Raw genomic sequence first — 23083 nt, forward strand, 5'->3', positions numbered from 1 at the left:
TTTCCTTCCATTCGGCACAGGCATGAAGACTCGGCTGCAGACATCGTTGGGACAGCAGCTGGTGCTCACACCCCAGCTGCAGCAGGCGATCAAGCTGCTGCAGATGTCCACGACCGAGCTGGAGCTTGAAATCGCCCAGGCCGTGGAAAGCAATCCGCTGCTGGACTGGGCCGACAGCAACGACAGCAGTGCCGCCAATGAAGGCGGCGACAACACGGACGCCGACACGCCGGCCGAACGCACCGACAATGGCGACGACTGGGCACCGGCCGAGCTCGACTGGAGCGCTGCCGGCAGTGGCGGCAGCTTCGACGATGATGATGACACCGGCAGCGCCGCCGAGCGCGTGGCCGAAACCGAGACGCTGGCCGACCACCTGCTGTGGCAGCTGCACCTGTCGCATCTTTCCATGCATGACCGCAGCATCGGCGCTGCGCTGATCGATGCATTGGACGACGACGGTTACCTGCGCGAACCGCTGGCCACCATCGCCGAAACCCTGCTGCCGTCGGTCCATGCCGATGAGGATGAAATCCTTGCGGTGCTGCATCGCATCCAGCGCTTCGACCCGGTCGGCGTTGCCGCGCGCACGCTCGGCGAATGCCTGCAGCTGCAGCTGGATGTGTTGCCTGGCGACACCGCGGGCCTCGCGCTGGCGCGGCAGATTGCCGCAGGCCCGCTGGAACGGCTGCCACGCAGTGGCGTCGCCGGTCTGGCCCATGAACTGAAACAGCCGCTGGATGAGGTCGAGACGGCGGTCGCCCTGCTGCGCTCGCTGGACCCGCGTCCAGGGACCCAGATCGCGCCGCTTTCGCAGGATACCTACGTGGTGCCCGACGTGGTGGTGTGGCGGCAGAACGGCATCTGGCGCGCGGCGCTGGCCGCCCATGCCGGGCCGAAGGTGGTGATCCACCGTGGCTACGAACAGCTGATCCGCCGCTGTGGCGAGGCCGACGCCGGCTACCTGCGTGGCCAGCTGCAGGAGGCGCGCTGGCTGCTGAAGGGCCTGCAGCAGCGCGGTGAAACCCTGCTGCGGGTGGTGCGCAGCCTGATCCTGCAGCAGGCCGGTTTCCTCGAGTTCGGCGAACAGGCGCTGCGTCCGCTGACCCTGCGCGAGATCGCCACCGAACTGGGCCTGCACGAGTCGACGGTGTCGCGCGCGATCGCCCGCAAGCATGTGCGCACGCCGCGCGGCACGCTGCCGCTGCGTGCCTTCTTCGCCTCGGGCATCGATACCGAAGGCGGTGGCGAGGCGTCCAGCACCGCCATCCAGGCGATGATCCGGCGCCTGATCGACGACGAAAATCCGCGCAAGCCGCTTTCTGACGCCAAGCTGGCTGACCTGCTCAAATCGTCGGGAATTCCAGTAGCGCGACGCACCGTGGCGAAGTATCGTGAAGCCATGAACATCTCCGCCTCGCACGAAAGGGTCAGAATCGCTTGACGCACCGCCGCGCCCGGCGGAGAGGTTCATTGGCACATCCGAACACAGGAGAAACCCGATGCGCATCGAAACGTTTGGCAAAGACGTCGAAGTCACCCCGGCCCTGCAGTCCTATGTGGAGGAGAAGCTGGCCCGGATCGGAAAACACTTCGACCAGCACTGCGAAGCGCGGGTGACCCTCAAGCTGCAGAAGACCGAACACCACGTCGACGCCAGCCTCAACATCCCGGGGCAGACCCTGCACGCCGAGGCCGGCGGCCAGACCATGTATGCCGCGATCGACCTGCTTGCGGACAAGCTTGACCGCCTGGTCATCAAGCACAAGGAGAAAAAACAGCAGCACGCACCGCTGCCGGTGGGTGACAATGGTGGCTGATCGCCACCGTTCCCCGCAGACATGCCCCTGACTGACCTCCTGGCGGCCGTGCAGACCCAGCTCTGCGCGGCCACCGACCGCGACAGCGTCCTGCAGGCCGCCGCCGGGTTGCTGGCCTGCCGCCAGGCCAATGCCGAGCAGATCTATCTGAACCTGTGCCAGCGCGAAGCCCTGGGCAGCACCGCGATCGGCCACGGTATCGCCATCCCCCACGGCCGCGCGCCGACCCTGGACCGCCCCCGTGGCGCCCTGCTGCGTCTGGCGACCCCGGTCGACTTCGGCGGCGATGAGCCGGTGGACTTGGTGTTCGCGATGGCCGTCCCCGCCCACTACACCCACCAGCATCTGATGCTGCTGTCCGAGCTGGCCGAGCTGTTTTCCGCGCCGGATATCCGCCAGGCCCTGCGTGAAGCCGGCGATGCCCGGGCCCTGCGCGAGGCGCTGGACATGACCCCACCTGCGAGCGCCGCATGAATACCAGCATCACCGCCCGTGAACTGTTCGAACAGCAGCGCGAGCGGCTGGGGCTGCGCTGGGCCGCAGGCAAATCCGGTGAGAAGCGTGAGCTGGAGGCCGGCAATACCGTCTCCCGGCGCCCCTCGCTGGCCGGCTACCTCAACGCCATCTATCCCAACAAGGTGCAGATCCTGGGCACCGAGGAACTGTCCTGGCTGGATGCGCTGGAACCGCGCCAGCGTTGGGAGACCATCGAAAAGATCATGCAGTCGCACCCGCTTGCACTGGTGCTGACCCGCAACCAGGCCTGCCCGGAAGACCTGCGCGCCGCCGCCGATGAATCCGGCACGCCGCTGTGGTTGTCGCCCAAGCGCGGCCACGAACTGCTCAACCACCTGTCCTACCACCTGGCGCGCACGCTCGCACCGAGGGTGATCCTGCACGGCGTGTTCATGGAGATCTATTCCATTGGCGTGCTGATCACCGGCGAGGCCGGGTCGGGCAAGAGCGAGCTGGCGCTGGAGCTGCTCAGCCGTGGTCACCGCCTGGTCGCCGACGACGCCCCCGAGTTCACCCAGATCGCCCCGGATGTACTCGACGGCACCTGCCCCGAACTGCTGCAGGACCTGCTGGAAGTGCGCGGCCTGGGCGTGCTGAACGTGCGCGAGATGTTCGGCGACACGGCTGTAAAGAAGAACAAGTACCTTCGGCTGATCGTCCACCTGACCAAGCCTATGACCGAACCCACCCCGCATGGCTACGAGCGCCTGACCGGCGACTCGGGTACCCGCCATGTGCTGGACCTGGACGTTCCGCTGATCACCCTGCCGGTGATGCCCGGCCGAAACCTGGCCGTGCTGACCGAAGCCGCCACCCGCCTGCACATCCTGCGCACCAAGGGCATTGACCCGGCAGCCATGTTCATCGCCCGCCACAGCAACCTGCTGGAACGGCGAACACCCTGATCCTCCTGCCCCTCGAAGAGCCTGTCCATGAGCACCGCAATCCCCACCGCCCCGACCCTGATCATCGTCAGCGGCCTGTCCGGCTCGGGTAAATCCGTCGCCCTGAAGACCTTCGAGGACCAGGACTACTACTGCTCGGACAACCTGCCGATCCACCTGCTGCCGGACTTCGTGCGCAGCCTGCTGGCCAACCATGACGGCAGCGCACCGCGCCGCCTGGCCGTAGGCATCGATGTCCGCGGCCAGGCCGACCTGAGCCAGCTGGGCGACTGGCGGCAGCTGGCCACCGACGCCGGCGTGGAAGTGAAGGTACTGTTCTTCGAGGCCAGCGACGAAACGGTGCTCAAGCGCTACGCCGACACCCGCCGTCGCCATCCGCTGAGCCAGCTGGGCCTGTCGCTGCCCGAAGCGATCGCCCGCGAGCGCGAACTGACCGCACCGTTGCGCCGCGAGGCCGATGCTGTGATCGATACCAGCACCCTCAACGTGCACCAGCTGCGACGGCGGATCATCACCGAGTTCGCGATGGACCATGCCACCGGCCTGTCGCTGCTGTTCGAGTCATTCGCCTACAAGCGCGGCGTACCGGCCGAGGCGGACTTCGTGTTCGATGCGAGGGTGCTGCCCAATCCACACTGGGACCCGGACCTGCGCGCGCTGAGCGGCCGCGAGCCGGGCGTGCGCGACTATCTGGAAGCACAGCCCGACGTGCAGCGTTACCTGGCCCAGCTGATGGATTTCCTGGATACCTGGCTGCCGAAACTGGGGGATGGCACCCGCAGCTACGTGACCGTGGCGTTCGGCTGCACCGGCGGCAAGCACCGCTCGGTGTTCCTGGCCGAGCGCATGGCCCGGCACGCCCGCGAGATGGGCTGGCAGGACGTGGCCACCTACCACCGCGAACAGGATTGAGGGTGGTCGGCCGGGCTGCGCCCGGCACCCGTTGGTAGTGCCGGCCGCTGGCCGGCAACAGCAACAGCAACAGCAAAAGCGGCATTCCGTGGGATGGCGGGGCGGTGTGGGTAGGCAGGACACGCCGTGAACCCGTCCATGGGGGCTCGATGGCGCCATCCATGGCGCCAACGGTCCTGCCTACCCACACCGCCCCGCCTCTGACAGATTCCGTGCGCTGTTGGTAGGTGTCGACCTTGGTCGACACGGTAGATCCACGCCATGCGTGGATGAATCGCTGCCAGGCATCGAAAAACGCATGGGGTCGGATCCCTTTTTCAATGAAAAAGGGCCCCGACCCGAGCAACACTGAATACGGGACACAGTACCCCTCATCTGCTGCTATCGCCGATTCACCTTGACCTGTTAACGTGCAGTAATGACCTGTGGCATTCTCCTCGTAACACATCCCGGGGTCGGGACCGCCCTGCTTGACGTGGCGACCCGGCTCCTGCGGCAGTTGCCGCTGAAAACCGAAGCTTTCGAAGTACCGTTCGACGCAGACCTGGACGCCCTGCTCCCGCTCGCCTCGGCCGCTTTGCGCCGGGTCGACGGAGGTGACGGCGTGCTGATCCTGACCGACCTGTACGGCGCCAGCCCCGCCAACCTTGCCGGGCAGCTGGCCCGGCTGGGGACCCCGGTTCGCCGAGTGTCAGCGCTGAGCCTGCCGATGTTGCTGCGGGTGATGAATTATCCGGAACAGGGACTGGATCAACTGCCCGCCACAGCCGCGGCGGGTACCCGTAATGGAGCGATAGTCGACGATGCTTGAACGAGAACTCACCGTGAGCAACCGCCTGGGCCTGCACGCCCGGGCCACCGCCAAGCTGGTGCAGACCCTGGCGCCGTTCCGCTGCAACGTGACCATGGCCGCCAAGGGCCGTGAGATCAACGCCAAGAGCATCATGGGGGTGATGCTGCTGGCCGCCGGCCAGGGCACCCCCGTCACCGTGCGCATCAACGGCGAGGACGAAGCCGCCGCGATGGAAGCGGTGGTCGGTCTGTTCGAGCGCCGCTTCGACGAGGACAGCTGAGCGTGCCGCGCGCGCGCGCCGGCCAGGTTCCTTCCGGCCAGCGGCCGGTCCAGCTGCTGGCTGGGCACGGTGCTGCCCGTGGCGCGGCGATGGGCCGCGCACGGGTACGCCTGCCGCATGCGCTGGAGGTGGCCGAGCAACGCATCGGCGCCCACCAGGTCGAGGCCGAGCTGGCCCGCCTGCATCGTGCGGTGGATGCCGCGCGCACGGAAATGCACGAACTGCGCCAGCGCCTGCATGGCGCATTGAACCAGGAAGTGGGCGAGTTCCTCGACCTGCACGCGCTGCTGCTGGACGACCCCGAGCTGCTGCACGGCCTGGACGAGCTGATCCGCAGCGGCCCGTACAGCGCCGGCTATGCCTTGCGCCTGCAGCGCGACCGCCTGGCCAAGGTCTTCGATGGCATGGACGATGCCTATCTGAAGAGCCGCATGGACGATCTCGACCATGTGATCGGGCGCATCCACGCCTTCCTGCAACCCGAACGGCCGTCGGCGGTGAAAGGCCTGGCCGGCGAGATCCTGGTCTGCGACAACATCGCCCCCTCCGAGCTGGCGCAGCTGCAGGCACAGGGCGTGGTCGGCATCGTCACGGCCGCCGGCAGCGCGCTGTCGCACAGCGCGATCCTGGCGCGCAGCCTGCACCTGCCCCTGATCGTCAACGTGCCGCAGCTGCTCAGCCGCATCGCCGATGGCGATGTGCTGATCATCGATGGCGCCGACGGCAGCATCACCGTCAACCCGCAGGCCGACAACCTGCGGGACTACCGCGTCCGGCTGAAGGAGCACGCGCGCGAGCAGCGCGAGCTCGGCCGCCTGCGCAGCAAGCCCAGCCGTACCCGCGACCAGGTCGACATTGCCCTGCTGGCCAATGCCGAATCACTGGAAGACGTGACCCAGGCACATGCACTGGGCGCGCAGGGGCTCGGCCTGTACCGCACCGAATTCCTGTTCCTGCAGCGCAATGAGCTGCCGGACGAAGAAGAGCAGTTCCAGACCTACCGCGATGCCGCGCTGGGCATGAGCGGGCGGCCGGTCACCATACGCACGCTGGACCTGGGCGCGGACAAGGCCGACCGTACCGGCCTGACCCTGAGCAACGAAGAGAACCCTGCACTCGGCCTGCGCGGAGTGCGCCTGTCGCTGGCACGGCCGAAGGTGGCCGACACCCAGCTGCGCGCGATCCTGCGCGCGTCTGCGTACGGCAAGCTGCGCGTGCTGGTGCCGATGGTCAGCACCCGCGAGGAGCTGCTGGCCGTGCGCCGGCGCATGCTCAAACTGACCGAACAGCTGCGCGGCGAAGGCCACATGGTGTCCGACCACGTACCGCTGGGCGCGATGATCGAAGTCCCCGCCGCTGCGCTGGCGCTGGAGAGCTTCATCGACCTGGTCGATTTCCTGTCGATCGGCACCAACGATCTGGTGCAGTACCTGCTGGCTGCCGACCGGAACAACGAGGCACTGGGCGAGTTGTATTCACCGCTGCACCCGGCCGTGCTGCGGCTGCTGCAGATGGTGATCGAGACCGGCGCGCGTCACCGCGTCCCGGTGGCGGTCTGCGGCGAGATGGCCGGTGATGCCCGGATGACCCCGCTGCTGCTGGCGCTGGGCCTGAGCGAGTTCAGCCTGCACCCCGGTACGTTGCTGGAGGTACGCCGCGCGATACGCGACGCTGACCTGGGCGCACTGCGCGCCCGTGCACCGAAACTGCTGGCCGCGCGCGACCGCCGCGCCATCGAACGCTGGCTGGCGCTGGTGGCGGAAACGGCCTGAGCGCCAAGGGTGGTGCCATCCGGCGGCTATGCGCTGAAACATCGCCTTGCGATAATGACGCGCTGAACACCCCTGTTGCCGCATCCTTGCCGGGATCGCGGCTTTTCTTATCCCGCGGGAGCTGCGATGGCTGAAGCTGTACGCCACGACAAGACTGCGCGCCAACTGCGGATGCTGTCCGATGCACTGGACAGCGGCCGGCTGGGCCCGGTACGTCGCCTGGTCAACACCCTGGCCCCGGCCGAGATCGGCAACCTGCTTGAATCGCTGCCGCCGGGCAAGCGCGAGGTGGTGTGGGGCCTGGTCGATCCTGAAGACGACGGCGAGGTGCTGGTCCACGTCGGCGAGGACGTGCGCGAAAGCCTGCTCGCGGACATGGACCCGGACGAGATCATCGCCGCGGTCGAAGACCTGGACATCGACGATCTGGCCGACCTGGTCGAAGACCTGCCGGATACGGTCATCGATGAAGTCCTCAAGTCGATGGACCGCGAGAACCGCGAGCGGCTGGAACAGGTGCTGTCCTATCCCGAGGACAGCGCCGGCCGCCTGATGAACCCGGACGTGGTGACCGTGCGCGCCGACGTCAACGTCGACGTGGTGCTGCGCTACCTGCGCCTGCGCGGCGAATTGCCGGACCACACCGACCACCTGTTCGTGGTCAGCCGGCGGCACCAGTATCTCGGCCGGGTGTCGCTGGCGGCACTGGTGACCCACGAGGACACCACCCCGATCAACCGCCTGATCGACGACGAGCAGCCGGCCATCGACGTCGGCGAGAGCGACCAGGAAGTGGCACGGCAGTTCTCCGACCATGACTGGATCTCCGCACCGGTAGTGGACGAGAACAACATCCTCGTTGGCCGCATCACCATCGATGACGTGGTCGACATCATCCGCGGCCAGGCCGAGCACCAGGCGCTGGGCGCCGCCGGCCTGGACGAGGACGAGGACCTGTTCAGCCCGGTCTGGCGCGCCATGCGCCGCCGCCTGATGTGGCTGTCGATCAATCTGTGCACGGCCTTCCTGGCCTCCAGCGTGGTCGGCCACTTCGAGGGCACGATCGACAAGCTGGTGGCGCTGGCGGTGCTGATGCCGATCGTGGCCGGCCTGGGCGGCAATGCCGGCACCCAGGTGCTGGCGCTGATGGTGCGTGGCCTGGCGTTGGGCCAGGTGGGCGCCTCCAACGCGCGCACGCTGCTGTGGAAGGAAGTGCGGGTGGCCGCGCTCAACGGCCTGCTGCTCGGCTCGATCCTGGGGCTGATCGTGCTGGTCTGGTTCCACTCGCCCGGACTGTCGGCGGTGATCGCCATCGCGCTGACCTGCAACCTGCTGTTCGCGGCACTGGCCGGCGTGCTGGTGCCGCTGACCCTGAAACGCTTCGGCTTCGACCCGGCGCTGGCCAGTGGCATCTTCCTGACTGCCGTGACCGACTCGATGGGCTTCTTCACCTTCCTCGGCCTGGCCACGCTGGTGCTGCTGCACTGATCCCTGCCGGGCCGGATCCCCGCAACGCGGAGCTCCGACCCACACCAAGACCCAGGGTCGGATCCCCGCGACGCGGGGCTCTGACCCGATTCCAACTGGACCCTCATGGCCACCACGATCGAAAACTATTTCCAGCCCGGCTGGCGCGACCAGCAGCACACCTGCCCGGCCTGCGAATGGAAGGGCAGCTCGCGCGCCATGGTGATGGAACTGGACGAGGACGCCACCGAGTACGACTGCCCGGTCTGCGAAAACCCGTTGCTGGTGGTGCTGCACCCGGACATGGCGCAGGTGCAGGCCGCCGCCGCCAGCGGCAATGCCGAAGCCCAGGAACAGCTGGACATCATCGCCAGCTTCCCGCGCCCGCAGTGATGCGGCGCATGATGCCGCGTTGACCTGCGGCGGACTAGGATGCGGCTGAACCCACCGCTCCGGGAACGTCGATGGTCCGTACGATGATGCGCTGGCTGCCGATGCTGGCGATCCTGATGATGGCCGGCTGCGCCTCGCACCCGGACAGCGCACGTGGCCGCTTCGAATCGCGTGCGGTGAAAGTGGATGGCCGTACCGCCTATTACCAGGTGTTCATTCCGGCAACCGCGGCGCGCACGCCTGGCGCGCTGCCGGTGGTGCTGTTCCTGCATGGATCCGGCGAGCGTGGCGGCGACGGCGTCAAGCAGACCCATGCCGGGCTGGGGCCGCACCTGCGCAGGCACGCGGCCGACTTCCCCGCGTTGGCCGTATTCCCGCAGGTGCCGGGCCGCCAGGAATGGAGCGGGCGCAACAACCGCGTTGCGCTGGCCGCCCTGGACGCCACCATCGCCGAGTTCGGTGCCGATCCCTCGCGGCAGTACCTGACCGGGATGTCGATGGGCGGCTATGGCAGCTGGAACATCGCGCTGGATCAACCCGGGCGCTTCGCCGCGATCGTGCCAGTATGCGGCGCAGTGCTGGCGCCGCGCGCGGTGCGTCCGACCTTGTTCGTCGAACAGGTGGCCCAGGAATCCGATCCGTATGCCGTGATCGCCAAGCGGCTTCGGCACACACCGATCTGGATCTTCCATGGTGCGCTGGATGACGTGGTGCCGCCGGATGACGACCGCCGGCTGCACGCCGCATTCCAGAACGCCAACGCGCGTGACGTGCGCTACACCGAATACCCGGAAGGCAACCACAATGCCTGGGACGCCACCTACGCCGATCCGGCGATGTGGGAATGGCTGTTCGCGCAGAAGCGCTGAACCGCGGCTTCTGCTGGGAAACATCTGTTGGTGGATACCTACCGTTGGTCGGCTTGGGTATTGCTGGGTGCAGACCGTTGGTCGGCACTATCTCTCCGCTTCGGGGTAATCCATTGCTTGGTACCTCCCATCAATCTCCCATCGGCACCAGGCATACGGGTACTCTCCCACGCAGCTCGCCAAGTTCGCCCTGACCGGGTTGGCGACGATGTACATCGCATGGCGAAACAGTGATTCTTCAGAACGAATGGCGTGATCGTGATAGCTCGATTGCCAGAATGGTCCTGTCTTGCCCAGCATGCGGTTGATCCGCAATGCACTGCTCGATTTGAAGCGTTGCATGATGTAGTCCAGCGAGAACGCACGGATCTCAACAAGCCAATGGATGTGGTCCGGCATGACCACATAGGCAAGTGAGTACGTCAGGCCATCATCATCAATGCGACGGAACACATCCATCACCTCCTGTGCCGCAGTGGCATCATCGAAGTAGCGTCGACGTTCCTGGGTGACGGTGGTCAGGATGTAGGATTGCCCGATCCGGGAATGGCGGCCAAGGCGTAGGCGTGCGCGGTTCATGGGCCCAAGCGTGCGCCTGCCGGTATCTCTCTTCTATCGGGCAACACGTCAATACAGGTAGGCCCGAAACCATTCAATGGCCAGGCCCGCACTTCACCGCACTGATGGTCCAGTGCCGACCAACGGTCGGCACCCACCGGATCGGCTGAGAACAGATCAGCCGTGCCGACCAACGGTCGGCACCCACCAAAGTGGTCAGCCCAGCAAGGTTTCCAGCACGGCCATGCGCACCGCGACGCCGTTGGCGACCTGGCGCAGCACCCACGATTGCGGGCCATCGGCCACGTCGTCGGTCACTTCCACGCCGCGGTTGATCGGGCCCGGGTGCAGTACCGCAGCGTCCTTGCCGGCACGCGCCAGGCGCGCGCGGGTCAGGCCGTACTGCGCGTGGTACTGCTCCAGCGACGGCACCAGGCCTTCTTCCATGCGCTCGCGCTGCAGGCGCAGCATCATCAGCGCGTCGACGCCTTCCAGCATCGCGTCGAAATCATCACCGACCACGCAGCCCTTCAGGGTCTCGTCATCCGGCAGCAGCGACTGCGGGCCACACACGCGGATCTCGCCCACGCCCAGCGTGCGCAGCGCATGCAGGTCGGTGCGCGCCACGCGCGAGTGCTTCACGTCGCCGACGATCACCACCTTCAGCTTCGAGAAATCCGGGCCCTTGGCCTGGCGCAGGGTCAGCATGTCGAGCAGGCCCTGGGTCGGGTGCGCGCTGCGGCCGTCGCCGGCGTTGATCAGTGCGGTGCCCTCGCCCGCCGCCTCGGCCAGCGCGGCCACGGCGCCGTCATCGGGGTGTCGCACCACGAAGCCGCGCACGCCCATCGCTTCCAGGTTGCGCAGCGTGTCGCAGGCGGTTTCGCCCTTGCGCGTGGACGAGGTCGAGGCATCGAAGTTCAGCACATCGGCCCCGAGGCGCTGCGCGGCCAGCTGGAACGAGCTGCGGGTGCGCGTGGACGGCTCGAAGAACAGCGTGCACACCGCCGAACCGGCCAGCACGTGGCGCTTGTTGCCGACACGGCCGACTGCGGCGTCGCGGATCTGCCCTGCCCGATCGAGCAGCTGCAGCAGGGTTTCGCGCGGCAGGCCCTCCAGGGTCAGCAGGTGGCGCAGGCGTCCGGAGGCATCGATTTGCTGGGCAGTCATGGCGGGAGTCGTGCAGTCAGGGAATGGGGGTGGCGTCGTCGGGGGACGACAGCCAGCGGTCGATGATCACCGCCGCGGCCACAGCGTCGAGGGCGGCCGCATCACGGCGACGCTTGCGCCCTTCGGCGCGCTCGACGGCGAAACGGCGGGCCGCCTCGACCGAGCTGGAACGCTCGTCGATCATCACCACCGGCAGCTTGAAGCGTTCCCGCAGCTGGCGGGCAAAGCCCTGCGCACGCTTGCGGTTGGGCTGGTCCTGGCCGTCCAGGGTCAGCGGGTCGCCGACCACCAGGCCGTCGGGCTTCCATTCCTTGAGCAGGCGTTCGATCGCGGTCCAGTCCGGGCCGTTGCCGTGCACATCGACCACCGCCACCGCGCGCGCATGCGCGGCGAAGGCACTGCCGATGGCCACGCCGATGCGTCGCGAGCCGACATCAAAACCCAGGACCGTGCCGTCGCGACGGATGGCCGGCGCAGCAGGAATCGGGGCGGGCGAGATGGGCTCAGACATGGCCGCTGTAGTCGGTCAGCCGGAACAGGTCCACGCCGATGCGCGAAGCCGCTCCCTGCCAGCGCTGCTCAAGCGGCAGCTGGAACACCAGCTCGGCATCGGCCGGCACGGTCAGCCAGCTGTTCTCGGACAGCTCGCTTTCCAGCTGCCCTGCGCCCCAACCGGCACAGCCGAGGGTGACCACCGCATTGGCCGGGCCTTCGCCACGCGCCATCGCTTCGAGGATGTCGCGCGAGGTGGTCAGGTACAGGCCGTCGCCCACGGTCAGGCTGGAATCCCACGCGCGCGCGTCGTCATGGATGACGAAGCCGCGTTCGGGATGCACCGGACCGCCATTGAGCACCATGCGCGCCTGCAGCTCGCCATCACCGGTGGTGATGTCCATCTGCGCGAGCACTTCACCCAGCGTGTATTCGGAAGGCTGGTTGACCAGCACGCCCATCGCCCCGTTCTCGTCGTGCTGGCAGATCAGCGCGACGCTGCGGGCAAAGGTCGCGTCGAGCAGCGACGGCAGCGCGACGAGCAGGTGATCGGCAAGGGAGGTCGGTATTACAGGCATGGGCCCATTCTACCTGCTGGGGGCGGGATGGTCGCGCGATGGCGCCGAACCACGATGGGCTAGGATGGTGCTTTGCCACGGAAGGTCATTGATGCCGTCTTCATCGCCCCTGACCCTGCCAGCACGCAGCGCCATCGTCCTGCTTGCCCTGCTGCAGGGCCTGATGCTGTATGCCGCGCAGGAGCTGTCCGACGCGTGGCCGTTCCGCGATATCGGCTGGCGCTATTGCTGGTACGCCTGGGTGCTGGCCATTCCCAGCGCGGTGGCGCTGAGCCTGGTCGAGCTGGGCCAGCGCCGACTGTGGCTGCAGGCCGTGCTCGGCTCGGCGGTGGTGCTGGCGCTGGCCGCCTGGATCGGCTGGAACCTCAATGGCGAGACCGCACTGGAGTCGGGCGCGCTGCAGTTTCCGTTGACCCTGGGCATGGGCGTGGCGGTGTTCGTGGCCCTGCCCTGGTGGCAGTTCCAGCTGCAGCATGGGCACTGGCGCGCCAGCTACCCCGAGTTGTTCGAGCGCGCTTGGCAGAACGGTTTGACCCTTGCCCTGGCGGCGCTGTTCACCGGCCTGACCTGGCTGCTGCTGTGGCTGTGGGCAGCGCTGTTCCAACTGCTGGACGTGAATGTCTTCCGCGACCTGTTCCGGCAGGACGCTTTCATCGCACTGGCCACCGGCAGCCTGGCCGGGTTCGGCGTGCTGATCGGGCGCACCCAGCACCGCGCGATCCAGATCACCCGCCAGGTGCTGTTCGCGATCTGCCGTGGGCTGCTGCCGCTGCTGTCGTTCATCGCCGTATTGTTCGTGCTGAGCCTGCCGCTTACCGGGCTGGAACCGCTGTGGAAGACCCGTTCGGCCGCCAGCCTGCTGGTGGTGGTGTCGCTGCTGCTGGTGACGTTCACCAATGCGGTCTACCAGCAGGGGGAAGACAGTGTCTCCTACCCTCTGGTGCTGCGCAGGCTGGTCGAAGCCAGCCTGCTGACACTGCCGGTTTACGCCGCGCTGGCACTGTATGCATTGGGCCTGCGCGTGGCGCAGTACGGCTGGACCCTGGATCGCTTCTGGGCGGTACTCGTCGCATTGGCCACGGCCGGCTATGCCGTGGGCTACGCGCTGGCGGTGCTGCGCCGGCAGCGCCGCTGGCTGCAGATGCTGGAGCCGGTCAACCGCTGGATGTGCTGGGCGGTGCTGGCACTGGCCCTGCTGGGCAACTCGCCCCTGCTGGACCCGGTGCGGCTGACCCTGTCCAGCCAACTGGAGCGGCTGCGCGCGGACCCGCCGGCGATCACCAGCAGCGACGTCAACGTGCTGCGCTTCGATCTGGGGCGCCGTGGCGTGCAGGCGCTGCGCGAACTGCAGCGCGATCCGGCCATCACCGCTGATGCCAACGCGCCACAGGTGATCGCTGCAGCACTGGCACGCACCTCACGCTGGGACGACGGCCATCGCCTCGACAAGGGGCCGCAGGACGTCGCCGCGCTTCAGCGCGCGCTGAAGCTGGCCAAGGGATCCAGTTCGCCACCGGACGACTGGTGGAAAGCTCTGGCCACCCGATCGATCAATGGCGAATCCTGCGCCCAGAGCGAGCGCGACTGCCTGATCGTGCATCGCGACCTGGACGGCGATGGTACCGGCGAGGTGCTGCTGTGCGAGCTGAACACCCACCGTGGACCGGACTGCGTACTGTACGCACGTGGCAAGGATTCGCAGTGGCGCCGGGCCGGTGCGCTGTTCGGCACCGTCAGCGGCCAGGCCGAGACGATCAACCAGGCCCTGCGTGACGGCAGACTCACGCTCATTCCACCGCGCTGGCCGATGCTGTCCATCGGCGGGCACCCTGCGCTGGCCATCGATCCCGAATCCGAATCCGATTCCAACGAGCCTTCCCCATGAGCGGCTACTGCCTCATCGCCCCGGGCCATCCGGTGCACGACTATTACCACGCCAACGAATACGGCTTCCCGCAGCGTGACGAGCGCGAGCTGTTCGAGCGGCTGGTGCTGGAAATCAACCAGGCCGGCCTGAGCTGGGAAACGATCCTGAAGAAGCGCGAGGGCTTCCGCGCGGCCTACGACGGCTTCGATGTGGACCGCGTGGCCGCGTATGCCGAGCAGGACATCGAGCGCCTGCTGTCGGACGCGGGCATCATCCGCAACCGACTGAAGGTGCTGGCGGCGATCCACAACGCGCAGGTGATCCAGCAGCTGCGGGCCAGCCATGGCAGCTTCGCGGCGTGGCTGGATGCGCACCACCCGCGCAGCAAGGCCGACTGGGTGAAGCTGTTCAAGAAGACGTTCCGCTTCACCGGCGGTGAGATCACCGGCGAATTCCTGATGAGCCTGGGCTACCTGCCCGGTGCGCACGCCGAGGATTGCCCGGTGCATGCGCGGCTGCTGATACTGTCGCCGCCGTGGTTGAAGGCCGCCGCCCGCTGATGGATATCCGCCGGGCATGGCCCGGCGCTGCCATGCATGGGTTCAGGTAGTGCCGGCCGCTGGCCGGCAACACCGTTGAACGTCACACGCCCATGTAGCGGCCGGGGCGGTGGTTGAACATCAGCACGAGGCTGAGCACCACCGCGCCGATGGCCGAGTACAGCACCTTCGATGGCGACAACACGAAGAACGCGGCCACCATCAGGCAGGCGTCGTAGGACATCTGCACCTTGCCCGCGCTCCAGCCACGGGTGCGCTGCAGGTACACCGCCAGAATGCCGATGCCACCAAGGCTTGCACGGTGGCGGATGAAAAAGAGGATGCCCAGGCCGGACAACGCACCACCGACGATCGCCGAGTACAGCGGGTTGATGTGCGAGAAATCGATCCAGCGCGGCAGCAGGTCGGTCAGCACGCCACAGGCGGTGACCGCGGCGAAGGTCTTCAGGGTGAATTCCCAGCCCATGCGCCGCAGCGCCACCCAGTAGAACGGCAGGTTGACCAGCACGAACACCAGGCCGAAGTTCCAGCCCATCGCGTAGTGCAGCAGGAAGGCCATGCCCGCCATGCCGCCGATCATCAGCCCGCCCTTGGCGAAGATGGCCAGGCCCAGCGAGGCCACCATCGTGGCCAGCACCATGCCCTGCACGTCCTCGGCGATCGAGTGACGCAGCGCTTTGTCGTCGGCGGTGGTGCCGGCGCTGTCGGGCGGCGGGGTCAGCGGACCGGCGGTGACCAGGTGGCCGTCAGCGTCGTCGCACGGCGCGGGGCCATGGGAGGGAAGGGACATGCGGGTGGGGGAACAGCAGGTGGGGAGCGCTATTAGACACGATCCGCATGACAGTTGCAGATGAAATCGTTCAGCTGAATGCGTCCAGCCCTGCCCTCCGCCGGTCGCTGGTTACCCCTTTCCAGCCCGGTGGTATGCCACCAGCGCGTTGGCGTGGCCATGGCCCAAGCCGTGCTCGCTCTTCAGGAAGCTGACCAGTGCCATGTGTTTCAGGCCGTTCTTCCCCGCCAGCAGCCCGAACCAGTGCGCCACCGGCCGCCCGTAGGTCTTCTCGATGGAGGGGAAATACGAGGCCGGGCCTTTCGGCTTGGTGTCAGTGCCCATGCGGAAGCTCCTTGCGTTGGATGTACCGGTACGACGAATCGGAGAGCCGGAAATCGACAGATTCGTTCAATCCGGGAGCCTTATCATCCGGTCATGCCCCGCGAAAATCTCAACGACCTGCAGGCCTTCGTCCACGTTGCCCGCGAGGGCAGCTTCACCAAGGCTGCCGCCCAGCTGGGCGTGTCCCAGTCCGCGCTCAGCCATGCCATGCGCGGACTGGAGCAGCGCCTGGGCGTGCGCCTGCTGACCCGCACCACCCGCAGCGTCTCGACCACCGAAGCCGGTGCCCGCCTGCTCGATACCCTGGCCCCGCGCCTGGCCGAGATCGAGGACGGGCTGGCCGCGCTGGCCGAGTACCGTGAACGCCCGGCCGGCACCATCCGCATCAATGCCACCGGCCACGCCGCCGAGTACATCGCTTGGCCCAGGCTGGCGCCGCTGCTGCAGCAGTATCCGGATTTAAAGGTGGAACTGGCGGCCGACTACGGGTTGGCCGACATCGTGGCCGAGCGCTACGACATCGGCATCCGCCTGGGCGAGCGGCTGGCGCGCGACATGATCGCCGTACCGATCAGCCCGCCGCTGCGCATGCGCGTGGTCGGGGCGCCCAGCTACTTCCGCCAGCACGTGGTGCCGCGGCATCCAGACGAGCTAGCCGGGCACAACTGCGTGACCCTGCGGCTGCCCACGCATGGTGGGCTGATGCCGTGGGATTTCGGCCAGGACGGCAATGAACTGAGCGTGCGCGTAAGCGGCCAGTGGACGTTCAACACCATGGGCATGACCCGCACCGCTGCGCTGGCCGGCAACGGATTGGCCTGGCTGCCGGAAGACCAGGTGCAGCCGATGCTGGACGATGGCCGGCTGCAATCAGTGCTGGACGACTGGTGCCCGCACTTCGATGGCTACTACGCGTACTACCCTTCGCGCCGCCACGTGACCGTGGCGATGCGGACGGTGCTTGATGCGCTGCGCGGGCCGATGGCTGGATGAGGTGTGCGGACCAACGGTCCGCACCCACCTCGGTCCGCACCCGGTGATCAGCCCTTGGCCTGTGCCGCACGCTGCGGGTTGTAGCGCTCGCCAACGATCGACACTTGGTCCAGCGCCTGCGCGATGCGTTGCAGTTCTTCCGGCGCCAGCTGCAGGTCGGCCGCGCCCAGGTTTTCTTCCAGGCGATGAACCTTGGTGGTGCCCGGAATCGGCACGATCCACGGTGCCTGCGCGAGCAGCCAGGCCAGTGCGACCTGCGCAGGCGCTGCACCGCGCGCTGCCGCAATCGTGCTGATGCGATCCACCAGCGCCTGATTGGCGCGGCGCGCCTCCACTTCGAAACGCGGCACGCTGTTGCGGAAGTCGTTGGCGTCGAAGGTGGTATCGGCGTTGATCGCACCGGTCAGGAAGCCGCGGCCCAGCGGGCTGAACGGCACGAAGCCGATGCCCAGCTCCTGCAGCGTCGGCAGCAGCTCACGCTCCGGTTCGCGCCACCACAGCGAGTACTCGCTCTGCACGGCGGTGACCGGCTGCACCGCATGCGCGCGACGCACGGTGGCAGCGCTCGCCTCGGACAGGCCGAAGTGGCCGACCTTGCCCTCGGCGATCAGGTCGCGCACGGTGCCGGCCACATCCTCGATCGGCACGTTCGGGTCGACGCGGTGCTGGTAGAACAGATCGATATGGTCGGTACGCAGGCGCTTGAGACTGGCTTCGGCCACGGCACGGATGTTCTCCGGGCGGCTGTCCAGGCCGGCATCGGTGCGCGCGTCCTTGAAACCAAACTTGGTGGCGATCACCAGCCTGTCGCGGTAGGGCGCCAAGGCCTGGCCGAGCAGGTCTTCGTTGGTGTACGGGCCGTACACCTCGGCGGTGTCGAAGAAGGTCACGCCGCGCTCGACGGCAGCGTGCAGCAGGGCGATGCCCTGGCTCGGTTCGACCGGCTGGCCGTAGGCATGGGTCAGGCCCATGCAACCCAGGCCCAGAGCGGAAACCTTCAGGCCGCTGCGGCCGAGTTCACGTGTCTGCATCGTCGTACTCCAGAGGGGGAGTGCTGACGATACGCCTGCGGTGGCGATGGATTGAGCCGGCTGGACCGCAGTCGGTCATGACTGGAATTCATCAATCCGGTCATGACCGTTGCCGGCCAGGTCAGCGGATTTCGGAGATCTCCACCCCATCCAGCCCCTGCGACAGTGTGCGCGCGTCGCCGCCCTGGCTGAGCTTGATGCGCAGGCGCACCTCGTTCTGCGAATCGGCGTAACGCAGCGCGTCCTCGTAGCTGATCTCGCCGGCCTGGTACAGCTCGAACAGGCTCTGGTCGAAGGTCTTCATGCCCAGCTGGACCGAGTCCTTCATCACTTCCTTCAGCTTGTGGATCTCGCCGTCGCGGATGTAGTCCTGTACCAGTGGCGTGCCCAGCAGGATCTCCATCGCCACCTTGCGCGAGCGGCCATCGGGCGACGGCACCAGTTGCTGCGCGACCACGCCCTTGAGGTTCAGCGACAGGTCCATCAACAGCTGGTTGCGGCGATCTTCCGGGAAGAAGTTGATGATGCGGTCCATCGCCTGGTTGGCATTGTTGGCATGCAGCGTGGCCAGCACCAGGTGGCCGGTTTCGGCGAACGCGATGGCGTGGTCCATGCCTTCGCGGGTACGCACCTCGCCGATCATGATCACGTCCGGCGCCTGGCGCAGGGTGTTCTTCAGCGCGGCTTCCCAGCTGTCAGTATCGATGCCGACTTCGCGCTGGGTGATGATGCAGCCCTCGTGCTTGTGCACGAATTCGATCGGGTCTTCGATGGTGATGATGTGGCCGGTCGAGTTCTGGTTGCGGTAACCGATCATCGCCGCCAGCGAAGTCGATTTACCGGTACCGGTGGCACCGACGAACAGGATGATGCCGCGCTTGGTCATCGCCAGCGTCTTGATGATCGGCGGCAGGCTCAGCTCTTCCACGGTCGGAATGCGCGTCTCGATGCGGCGCAGCACCATGCCGACCTGGTTGCGCTGGTAGAAGCAGCTCACGCGGAAACGGCCGACACCGGACAGGCCGATGGCGAAGTTGCATTCGTGGGTCTTCTCGAATTCCTCGCGCTGTGCCGGGGTCATCACGTTGAGGACCAGGTCGCGGCTCTGCTGCGGCGTCAGTGGCGTCTGCGTGATCGGCGAGATCTTGCCGTTGACCTTCATCGCCGGTGGCATGCCGGCGGTGATGAACAGGTCCGAGGCGCGCTGGTGCGCCATCAGCTTGAGGAACGAAGTGAAATCGATGGTGGTCGCGGTGGTGTTCACGGCGGGCTCCCGGAAAGCGGTTTACCAGGTAACGGTCGGTGGAGGAAACAACACGGAGCGGCCGCGCCATTGCGCGCGCCGCCCGTCGCTGTCCCGCCTTACTCGAACAGGCGCTTGTCCTTGGCATACTCGCGGGCCTGGTTGCGGGTGATCAGGCTGCGCTTGACCAGGTCCTGCAGATGCTGGTCCAGGGTCATCATGCCGTACTGTTGGCCGGTCTGGATGGCCGAGTACATCTGCGCCACCTTGTCCTCGCGGATCAGGTTGCGGATGGCCGGGGTACCGACCATGATTTCCCACGCTGCGGTACGGCCGCCACCGACCTTCTTCAGCAGTGCCTGCGAGATCACCGCACGCAGCGACTCGGACAACATTGAACGCACCATCGGCTTTTCGCCGGCCGGGAACACGTCGATGATACGGTCGATGGTCTTGGCCGCCGAACTGGTGTGCAGGGTGCCGAACACCAGGTGGCCGGTTTCCGCGGCGGTCAGTGCCAGGCGGATGGTTTCCAGGTCGCGGAGTTCGCCGACCAGGATGATGTCCGGGTCCTCACGCAGTGCCGAGCGCAGTGCCTCGTTGAAGCCATGCGTGTCACGGTGCACTTCGCGCTGGTTGATCAGGCACTTCTGCGAGGTGTGCACGAATTCGATCGGATCCTCGACGGTGAGGATGTGGCCGTACTCGTTCTTGTTGATGTAGTCGATCATCGCCGCCAGCGTGGTCGACTTGCCCGAGCCGGTCGGGCCGGTCACCAGGATCAGGCCCTGCGGTTGCTGGATTACCTCGCGGAACAGCGGCGGGCAAGCCAGGTCCTCGAGGGTGAGCACCTCGGACGGAATGGTACGGAACACCGCACCGGCGCCGCGGTTCTGGTTGAACGCGTTCACACGGAAGCGCGCCAGCGATGGGATCTCGAAGGAGAAGTCCACTTCGAGGAATTCCTCGTAATCGCGGCGCTGCTTGTCGGACATGATGTCGTACACCAGCGCGTGGACCTGCTTGTGGTCCAGGGCCGGGATGTTGATCCGGCGAACGTCGCCGTCCACGCGGATCATCGGCGGCAGGCCTGCAGACAGGTGCAGGTCGGACGCTTTGTTCTTTACGGAAAACGCCAGCAGTTCGGCGATATCCATGAGCGGCTACTCCCCAATAACGGCTTCGACTGGAAGGATCTTTCCCCGGGCGGCAGTATAGCCTCCTGATTCAACGGAACGCGTTACGTGGCCACTCCCCTGCCCCAGATCCTGAGCAACCTGCATGCCGCCGCCGAGGCGGCCGACCGGCCCGATCCGCGCCTGCTGGCCGTGTCCAAGACCCAACCGGCCGAGGCCGTGGCCGCGCTGGCCGCACAGGGCCAGCAGGCCTTCGGCGAGAACTATGTGCAGGAAGCGCTGGCCAAGATGCAGGCGCTGCAGCACCTGGCGCTGGAGTGGCACCTGATCGGCCACCTGCAGTCGAACAAGGCCGAGGCGGTGGCCACCCACTTCGACTGGGTGCAGAGCGTGGACCGGCCCAAGCTGGTAACGGCGCTGGCGCGCCACCGCCCGGCCGCACGCGGCCCGCTGAATGTGCTGATCCAGGTCAACATCGACGATGAATCGAGCAAGCACGGCTGTGCACCGGAGGATGTCGAGGGGCTGGCTGCGGCGATTGCCGCCGAGCCCACCCTGCGCCTGCGTGGCCTGATGGCGATTCCCGCGCCGTGGCCCGAGGCCGAGCGCCGTCGGGATGCGTTCGTGCGCATGCGCACACTCTTCCAGTCGCTGGCCGCCCAGCATGCACAGGTCGACACGCTGTCGATGGGCATGAGCAGCGACTACGCCGACGCCATCGCCGAGGGTGCCACCCTGGTGCGCATCGGCACCGCCCTGTTCGGCGCGCGCCCGCGCCCGGCCTGATTTTCCAAGGAGACTTCCATGGCAGCTGATTCCATCACCTTCATCGGCGGCGGCAACATGGCCCGCAGCCTGATCGCCGGCCTGATCCGCCAAGGCGTGCCCGCCGCGCACATCCATGTGGCCGAACCGGTTGCAGCGCTGCGCGAGTCGCTGGCTGCCGACTTCGGCGTGCAGGTACACGACAACGCCACCGATGCCGGCGCACAGGGCAGCACCTGGCTGCTGGCGGTGAAGCCGCAGGTGCTGCGTGAGGTCTGCCAGTCGCTGCAGGCACTGGCCCAGGCAAACCGGCCACTGGTGGTGTCGATCGCTGCCGGCATCACCAGCGCACAGCTGGAGCGCTGGCTCGGTGGCAACCTGCCGGTGGTGCGCGCAATGCCCAATACCCCCGCTCTGCTCGGCGCCGGCGTGACCGGCCTGTATGCCACGCCCTCGGTGGATGCACAGCAGCACGCGCAGGCCGAACAGGTGCTGGCCAGTGCCGGGCGCACGGTGTGGATCGAACGCGAGGCACTGATGGATTCGGTCACCGCCGTGTCTGGCAGCGGGCCGGCCTATGTGTTCCTGCTGGCCGAAGCGATGGAAGCGGCGGGTATCGCCCAGGGCCTGCCGGCCGACGCCGCACGCACGCTGGTGGTGCAGACCCTGCTGGGCGCCTCGCGCATGCTGGATGAGGCCGGTGAAAGCCCGACCGAGCTTCGCCGCCGCGTGACGTCACCCAACGGCACTACCCAGGCCGCGATCGAGAGCTTCCAGGCTGGCGGCTTCGAGGCACTGGTGGACAAAGCACTGCGCGCCGCGCAGGTGCGTGGACAGGAATTGTCTGCGGCGAATGATTGATCCCCTGGGGTCAGACCCCTTTGCCGAGGCAAAGGGATCTGACCCCATCTACCCCGATGATCACTGCCCCAACGTGGCCATGACGAATTCGACGAAGCACTGCAAACGCGGGCGCGGGCGTCGATCGGGCAGGTAGATCAGGTGCATCGGCCGCGGTTCCGGCAGGTAGTCGCGCAGCAGTGGTTTCAACCGCCCTGCCGCGATCTCGCCGGCCAGCAGTGCGGTGGGCTGCAGTACCAGCCCGGCCCCGGCTACGGCGGCTTCGCGCAATGCGAAGCCATCGTTGCTGCTCAGCCGTGCCTCCCAGTCGACCTGTTCGCCGTTGGCCAACAGCCAGCCATGCCCGCCGCGCCAGGCCAGATGGCTCAGGCAGTCGTGCCCCTGCAGGTCATCCGGTGTTCGCGGCGTGCCGCGCCTGCGCAGGTAAGACGGCGCCGCGCACAGGCTCATCGCATACGGCGGCAGCGGCCGCGCCACCACCTCCTGCGATGGCAACGGCCCGACCCGGATCGCCGCGTCGAAGCCATCTTCGATCAGGTCCACGCGGCGGTTGCTCAGGTCCAGCTCGATATTCAACTGCGGCTGCGCACGCAGCAGGCCAGCCAGCTGCGGCGCCAGCACGCAGCTGCCCCAGGTGGTGGGCGCGCTGACCCGCAACAGGCCACGCGGCTGTACCTGCAGGCCGGCCACATCGGCCTCGGCCTGCTGCACTTGCTCCAGCACCTGCCGGCACCCGGCCAGGTAGGCGCTGCCGGCTTCGGTCAAGCGCTGGCGGCGGGTGTTCCGTTGCAGCAACGCGGTGCCCAGATGTGCTTCCAACTGCTGGATGTACTTGCCCACCATCACCGCCGACACCTGCAGCTGTTCGGCGGCCCCTGCAAAGCTGCCGCGCTCGGCCACGGCGACGAAGGCCTGCATGCAGCGAAGGGTATCCATTGCTAATCCAGAGTTAGGAATCTGCGAATCATACGCCGCTTACCTAACCCCGCTG

Annotated in this window: 26 protein-coding genes; 16 read left to right on the top strand and 10 right to left on the bottom strand. The window is 67.0% G+C overall.

Translation table 11 applies throughout. From position 1 onward, the window contains the following. Nucleotides 1–22: 22 nt before the first annotated feature. The 11 genes from ACM0PY_RS03730 (at nt 23) to ACM0PY_RS03780 (ending at nt 9727) form a co-directional block, all read left to right on the top strand. Nucleotides 23–1444, top strand: coding sequence for an RNA polymerase factor sigma-54 (locus tag ACM0PY_RS03730; RefSeq protein WP_061479790.1), 1422 nt, complete (start codon nt 23–25; stop codon nt 1442–1444). 58 nt (nt 1445–1502) lie between these two features. Beyond that, on the top strand, nt 1503–1820 hold the full coding sequence (gene hpf / locus ACM0PY_RS03735; RefSeq protein ID WP_005415556.1) for a ribosome hibernation-promoting factor, HPF/YfiA family: 318 nt from the start codon (nt 1503–1505) through the stop codon (nt 1818–1820). A 21-nt stretch (nt 1821–1841) separates the two neighbouring features. Further along, nucleotides 1842–2294 carry a PTS sugar transporter subunit IIA gene (locus ACM0PY_RS03740; protein ID WP_111126888.1) on the top strand — a complete coding sequence of 151 codons (453 nt, stop codon included), beginning with the start codon at nt 1842–1844 and terminating at the stop codon, nt 2292–2294. Next, nucleotides 2291–3241: an HPr(Ser) kinase/phosphatase gene (hprK, locus tag ACM0PY_RS03745; protein WP_005408388.1), complete on the top strand. Its 951-nt coding sequence runs from the start codon at nt 2291–2293 to the stop codon at nt 3239–3241. The genes ACM0PY_RS03740 and hprK overlap by 4 nt, the downstream gene beginning before the upstream one ends. Before the next feature lie 27 nt (nt 3242–3268). Further along, nucleotides 3269–4153 carry an RNase adapter RapZ gene (gene rapZ, locus ACM0PY_RS03750; protein ID WP_005415554.1) on the top strand — a complete coding sequence of 295 codons (885 nt, stop codon included), beginning with the start codon at nt 3269–3271 and terminating at the stop codon, nt 4151–4153. Between the two features lie 418 nt (nt 4154–4571). Continuing rightward, entirely contained in the window at nt 4572–4964 is a 393-nt protein-coding gene (locus tag ACM0PY_RS03755; RefSeq protein ID WP_005408386.1) for a PTS sugar transporter subunit IIA, read from the top strand. Next, nucleotides 4957–5226 carry an HPr family phosphocarrier protein gene (locus tag ACM0PY_RS03760; RefSeq protein WP_005408385.1) on the top strand — a complete coding sequence of 90 codons (270 nt, stop codon included), beginning with the start codon at nt 4957–4959 and terminating at the stop codon, nt 5224–5226. Before ACM0PY_RS03755 ends, ACM0PY_RS03760 begins: the two co-directional genes overlap by 8 nt. 2 nt (nt 5227–5228) lie before the next feature. Next, nucleotides 5229–6998 (top strand): phosphoenolpyruvate--protein phosphotransferase, encoded by a 1770-nt coding sequence (gene ptsP / locus ACM0PY_RS03765; RefSeq protein ID WP_180885542.1) that lies wholly within the window; start codon nt 5229–5231, stop codon nt 6996–6998. Nucleotides 6999–7124: 126 nt separating this feature from the next. Next, nucleotides 7125–8486, top strand: a complete 1362-nt coding sequence (gene mgtE, locus ACM0PY_RS03770) for a magnesium transporter (RefSeq protein WP_049410631.1) — start codon at nt 7125–7127, stop codon at nt 8484–8486. A gap of 105 nt (nt 8487–8591) precedes the next feature. Further along, on the top strand, nt 8592–8858 hold the full coding sequence (locus ACM0PY_RS03775; RefSeq protein WP_134970626.1) for a hypothetical protein: 267 nt from the start codon (nt 8592–8594) through the stop codon (nt 8856–8858). A gap of 71 nt (nt 8859–8929) precedes the next feature. Next, entirely contained in the window at nt 8930–9727 is a 798-nt protein-coding gene (locus tag ACM0PY_RS03780; RefSeq protein WP_180885544.1) for a carboxylesterase family protein, read from the top strand. An 87-nt stretch (nt 9728–9814) separates the two neighbouring features. On the opposite strand, the gene ACM0PY_RS03785 is transcribed toward ACM0PY_RS03780, so the two are convergent. From ACM0PY_RS03785 to ACM0PY_RS03800, 4 genes are all read right to left on the bottom strand, one after another. Next, nucleotides 9815–10306: an REP-associated tyrosine transposase gene (locus tag ACM0PY_RS03785; RefSeq protein WP_180885546.1), complete on the bottom strand. Its 492-nt coding sequence runs from the start codon at nt 10304–10306 to the stop codon at nt 9815–9817. Nucleotides 10307–10501: 195 nt separating this feature from the next. Then, nucleotides 10502–11452: an aspartate carbamoyltransferase catalytic subunit gene (locus ACM0PY_RS03790; RefSeq protein WP_072168199.1), complete on the bottom strand. Its 951-nt coding sequence runs from the start codon at nt 11450–11452 to the stop codon at nt 10502–10504. A gap of 16 nt (nt 11453–11468) precedes the next feature. Next, a complete protein-coding gene (gene ruvX, locus ACM0PY_RS03795; protein WP_180885592.1) occupies nt 11469–11936 on the bottom strand; it encodes a Holliday junction resolvase RuvX in 468 nt (155 codons plus the stop codon). 19 nt (nt 11937–11955) lie between these two features. Then, a complete protein-coding gene (locus ACM0PY_RS03800; protein WP_134970618.1) occupies nt 11956–12522 on the bottom strand; it encodes a YqgE/AlgH family protein in 567 nt (188 codons plus the stop codon). Nucleotides 12523–12613: 91 nt separating this feature from the next. On the opposite strand from ACM0PY_RS03800, the gene ACM0PY_RS03805 reads away from it, so the two are divergent. Together ACM0PY_RS03805 and ACM0PY_RS03810 are read left to right on the top strand one after the other, a co-directional pair. After that, nucleotides 12614–14407, top strand: a complete 1794-nt coding sequence (locus ACM0PY_RS03805) for a DUF4153 domain-containing protein (protein WP_134970616.1) — start codon at nt 12614–12616, stop codon at nt 14405–14407. Continuing rightward, nucleotides 14404–14949, top strand: coding sequence for a DNA-3-methyladenine glycosylase I (locus ACM0PY_RS03810; protein WP_134970614.1), 546 nt, complete (start codon nt 14404–14406; stop codon nt 14947–14949). The genes ACM0PY_RS03805 and ACM0PY_RS03810 overlap by 4 nt, the downstream gene beginning before the upstream one ends. 82 nt (nt 14950–15031) lie before the next feature. On the opposite strand, the gene ACM0PY_RS03815 is transcribed toward ACM0PY_RS03810, so the two are convergent. Together ACM0PY_RS03815 and ACM0PY_RS03820 are read right to left on the bottom strand one after the other, a co-directional pair. Then, nucleotides 15032–15739: a YitT family protein gene (locus ACM0PY_RS03815; RefSeq protein ID WP_005415543.1), complete on the bottom strand. Its 708-nt coding sequence runs from the start codon at nt 15737–15739 to the stop codon at nt 15032–15034. A 111-nt stretch (nt 15740–15850) separates the two neighbouring features. Beyond that, nucleotides 15851–16063: a DUF4287 domain-containing protein gene (locus ACM0PY_RS03820; protein WP_134970612.1), complete on the bottom strand. Its 213-nt coding sequence runs from the start codon at nt 16061–16063 to the stop codon at nt 15851–15853. Nucleotides 16064–16156: 93 nt separating this feature from the next. On the opposite strand from ACM0PY_RS03820, the gene ACM0PY_RS03825 reads away from it, so the two are divergent. Next, nucleotides 16157–17056: a LysR family transcriptional regulator gene (locus ACM0PY_RS03825; protein WP_134970609.1), complete on the top strand. Its 900-nt coding sequence runs from the start codon at nt 16157–16159 to the stop codon at nt 17054–17056. A 47-nt stretch (nt 17057–17103) separates the two neighbouring features. Here the strand turns inward: ACM0PY_RS03825 and ACM0PY_RS03830 are convergent, their stop codons facing one another. From ACM0PY_RS03830 to ACM0PY_RS03840, 3 genes are all read right to left on the bottom strand, one after another. Further along, nucleotides 17104–18087: an aldo/keto reductase gene (locus tag ACM0PY_RS03830; protein WP_180885554.1), complete on the bottom strand. Its 984-nt coding sequence runs from the start codon at nt 18085–18087 to the stop codon at nt 17104–17106. Nucleotides 18088–18208: 121 nt separating this feature from the next. Continuing rightward, nucleotides 18209–19351: a PilT/PilU family type 4a pilus ATPase gene (locus tag ACM0PY_RS03835; protein WP_019659468.1), complete on the bottom strand. Its 1143-nt coding sequence runs from the start codon at nt 19349–19351 to the stop codon at nt 18209–18211. Nucleotides 19352–19449: 98 nt separating this feature from the next. After that, nucleotides 19450–20487 carry a type IV pilus twitching motility protein PilT gene (locus ACM0PY_RS03840; protein WP_004147099.1) on the bottom strand — a complete coding sequence of 346 codons (1038 nt, stop codon included), beginning with the start codon at nt 20485–20487 and terminating at the stop codon, nt 19450–19452. Nucleotides 20488–20574: 87 nt separating this feature from the next. On the opposite strand from ACM0PY_RS03840, the gene ACM0PY_RS03845 reads away from it, so the two are divergent. Beyond that, nucleotides 20575–21252: a YggS family pyridoxal phosphate-dependent enzyme gene (locus ACM0PY_RS03845; RefSeq protein ID WP_180885556.1), complete on the top strand. Its 678-nt coding sequence runs from the start codon at nt 20575–20577 to the stop codon at nt 21250–21252. 18 nt (nt 21253–21270) lie between these two features. Next, nucleotides 21271–22092, top strand: coding sequence for a pyrroline-5-carboxylate reductase (proC, locus tag ACM0PY_RS03850; RefSeq protein ID WP_134970603.1), 822 nt, complete (start codon nt 21271–21273; stop codon nt 22090–22092). Nucleotides 22093–22152: 60 nt separating this feature from the next. Here the strand turns inward: proC and ACM0PY_RS03855 are convergent, their stop codons facing one another. Continuing rightward, nucleotides 22153–23028 carry a LysR family transcriptional regulator gene (locus ACM0PY_RS03855; RefSeq protein ID WP_180885558.1) on the bottom strand — a complete coding sequence of 292 codons (876 nt, stop codon included), beginning with the start codon at nt 23026–23028 and terminating at the stop codon, nt 22153–22155. Nucleotides 23029–23083 lie beyond the last annotated feature (55 nt).

The sequence above is a fragment of the Stenotrophomonas sp. BR163 genome (assembly GCF_047520985.2).
In the GTDB taxonomy this organism is placed as follows: Bacteria; Pseudomonadota; Gammaproteobacteria; order Xanthomonadales; family Xanthomonadaceae; genus Stenotrophomonas; species Stenotrophomonas sepilia.

What these genes read in the sequence shown, in the direction of transcription:
- ACM0PY_RS03730 (WP_061479790.1), top strand. Translation starts at nt 23, where the DNA reads ATGAAGACTCGGCTGCAGACATCGTTGGGACAGCAGCTGGTGCTCACA.
- hpf (WP_005415556.1), top strand. Translation starts at nt 1,503, where the DNA reads ATGCGCATCGAAACGTTTGGCAAAGACGTCGAAGTCACCCCGGCCCTG.
- ACM0PY_RS03740 (WP_111126888.1), top strand. Translation starts at nt 1,842, where the DNA reads ATGCCCCTGACTGACCTCCTGGCGGCCGTGCAGACCCAGCTCTGCGCG.
- hprK (WP_005408388.1), top strand. Translation starts at nt 2,291, where the DNA reads ATGAATACCAGCATCACCGCCCGTGAACTGTTCGAACAGCAGCGCGAG.
- rapZ (WP_005415554.1), top strand. Translation starts at nt 3,269, where the DNA reads ATGAGCACCGCAATCCCCACCGCCCCGACCCTGATCATCGTCAGCGGC.
- ACM0PY_RS03755 (WP_005408386.1), top strand. Translation starts at nt 4,572, where the DNA reads ATGACCTGTGGCATTCTCCTCGTAACACATCCCGGGGTCGGGACCGCC.
- ACM0PY_RS03760 (WP_005408385.1), top strand. Translation starts at nt 4,957, where the DNA reads ATGCTTGAACGAGAACTCACCGTGAGCAACCGCCTGGGCCTGCACGCC.
- mgtE (WP_049410631.1), top strand. Translation starts at nt 7,125, where the DNA reads ATGGCTGAAGCTGTACGCCACGACAAGACTGCGCGCCAACTGCGGATG.
- ACM0PY_RS03775 (WP_134970626.1), top strand. Translation starts at nt 8,592, where the DNA reads ATGGCCACCACGATCGAAAACTATTTCCAGCCCGGCTGGCGCGACCAG.
- ACM0PY_RS03780 (WP_180885544.1), top strand. Translation starts at nt 8,930, where the DNA reads ATGGTCCGTACGATGATGCGCTGGCTGCCGATGCTGGCGATCCTGATG.
- ACM0PY_RS03785 (WP_180885546.1), bottom strand. Translation starts at nt 10,306, where the DNA reads ATGAACCGCGCACGCCTACGCCTTGGCCGCCATTCCCGGATCGGGCAA.
- ACM0PY_RS03790 (WP_072168199.1), bottom strand. Translation starts at nt 11,452, where the DNA reads ATGACTGCCCAGCAAATCGATGCCTCCGGACGCCTGCGCCACCTGCTG.
- ACM0PY_RS03800 (WP_134970618.1), bottom strand. Translation starts at nt 12,522, where the DNA reads ATGCCTGTAATACCGACCTCCCTTGCCGATCACCTGCTCGTCGCGCTG.
- ACM0PY_RS03805 (WP_134970616.1), top strand. Translation starts at nt 12,614, where the DNA reads ATGCCGTCTTCATCGCCCCTGACCCTGCCAGCACGCAGCGCCATCGTC.
- ACM0PY_RS03810 (WP_134970614.1), top strand. Translation starts at nt 14,404, where the DNA reads ATGAGCGGCTACTGCCTCATCGCCCCGGGCCATCCGGTGCACGACTAT.
- ACM0PY_RS03815 (WP_005415543.1), bottom strand. Translation starts at nt 15,739, where the DNA reads ATGTCCCTTCCCTCCCATGGCCCCGCGCCGTGCGACGACGCTGACGGC.
- ACM0PY_RS03820 (WP_134970612.1), bottom strand. Translation starts at nt 16,063, where the DNA reads ATGGGCACTGACACCAAGCCGAAAGGCCCGGCCTCGTATTTCCCCTCC.
- ACM0PY_RS03825 (WP_134970609.1), top strand. Translation starts at nt 16,157, where the DNA reads ATGCCCCGCGAAAATCTCAACGACCTGCAGGCCTTCGTCCACGTTGCC.
- ACM0PY_RS03830 (WP_180885554.1), bottom strand. Translation starts at nt 18,087, where the DNA reads ATGCAGACACGTGAACTCGGCCGCAGCGGCCTGAAGGTTTCCGCTCTG.
- ACM0PY_RS03840 (WP_004147099.1), bottom strand. Translation starts at nt 20,487, where the DNA reads ATGGATATCGCCGAACTGCTGGCGTTTTCCGTAAAGAACAAAGCGTCC.
- proC (WP_134970603.1), top strand. Translation starts at nt 21,271, where the DNA reads ATGGCAGCTGATTCCATCACCTTCATCGGCGGCGGCAACATGGCCCGC.
- ACM0PY_RS03855 (WP_180885558.1), bottom strand. Translation starts at nt 23,028, where the DNA reads ATGGATACCCTTCGCTGCATGCAGGCCTTCGTCGCCGTGGCCGAGCGC.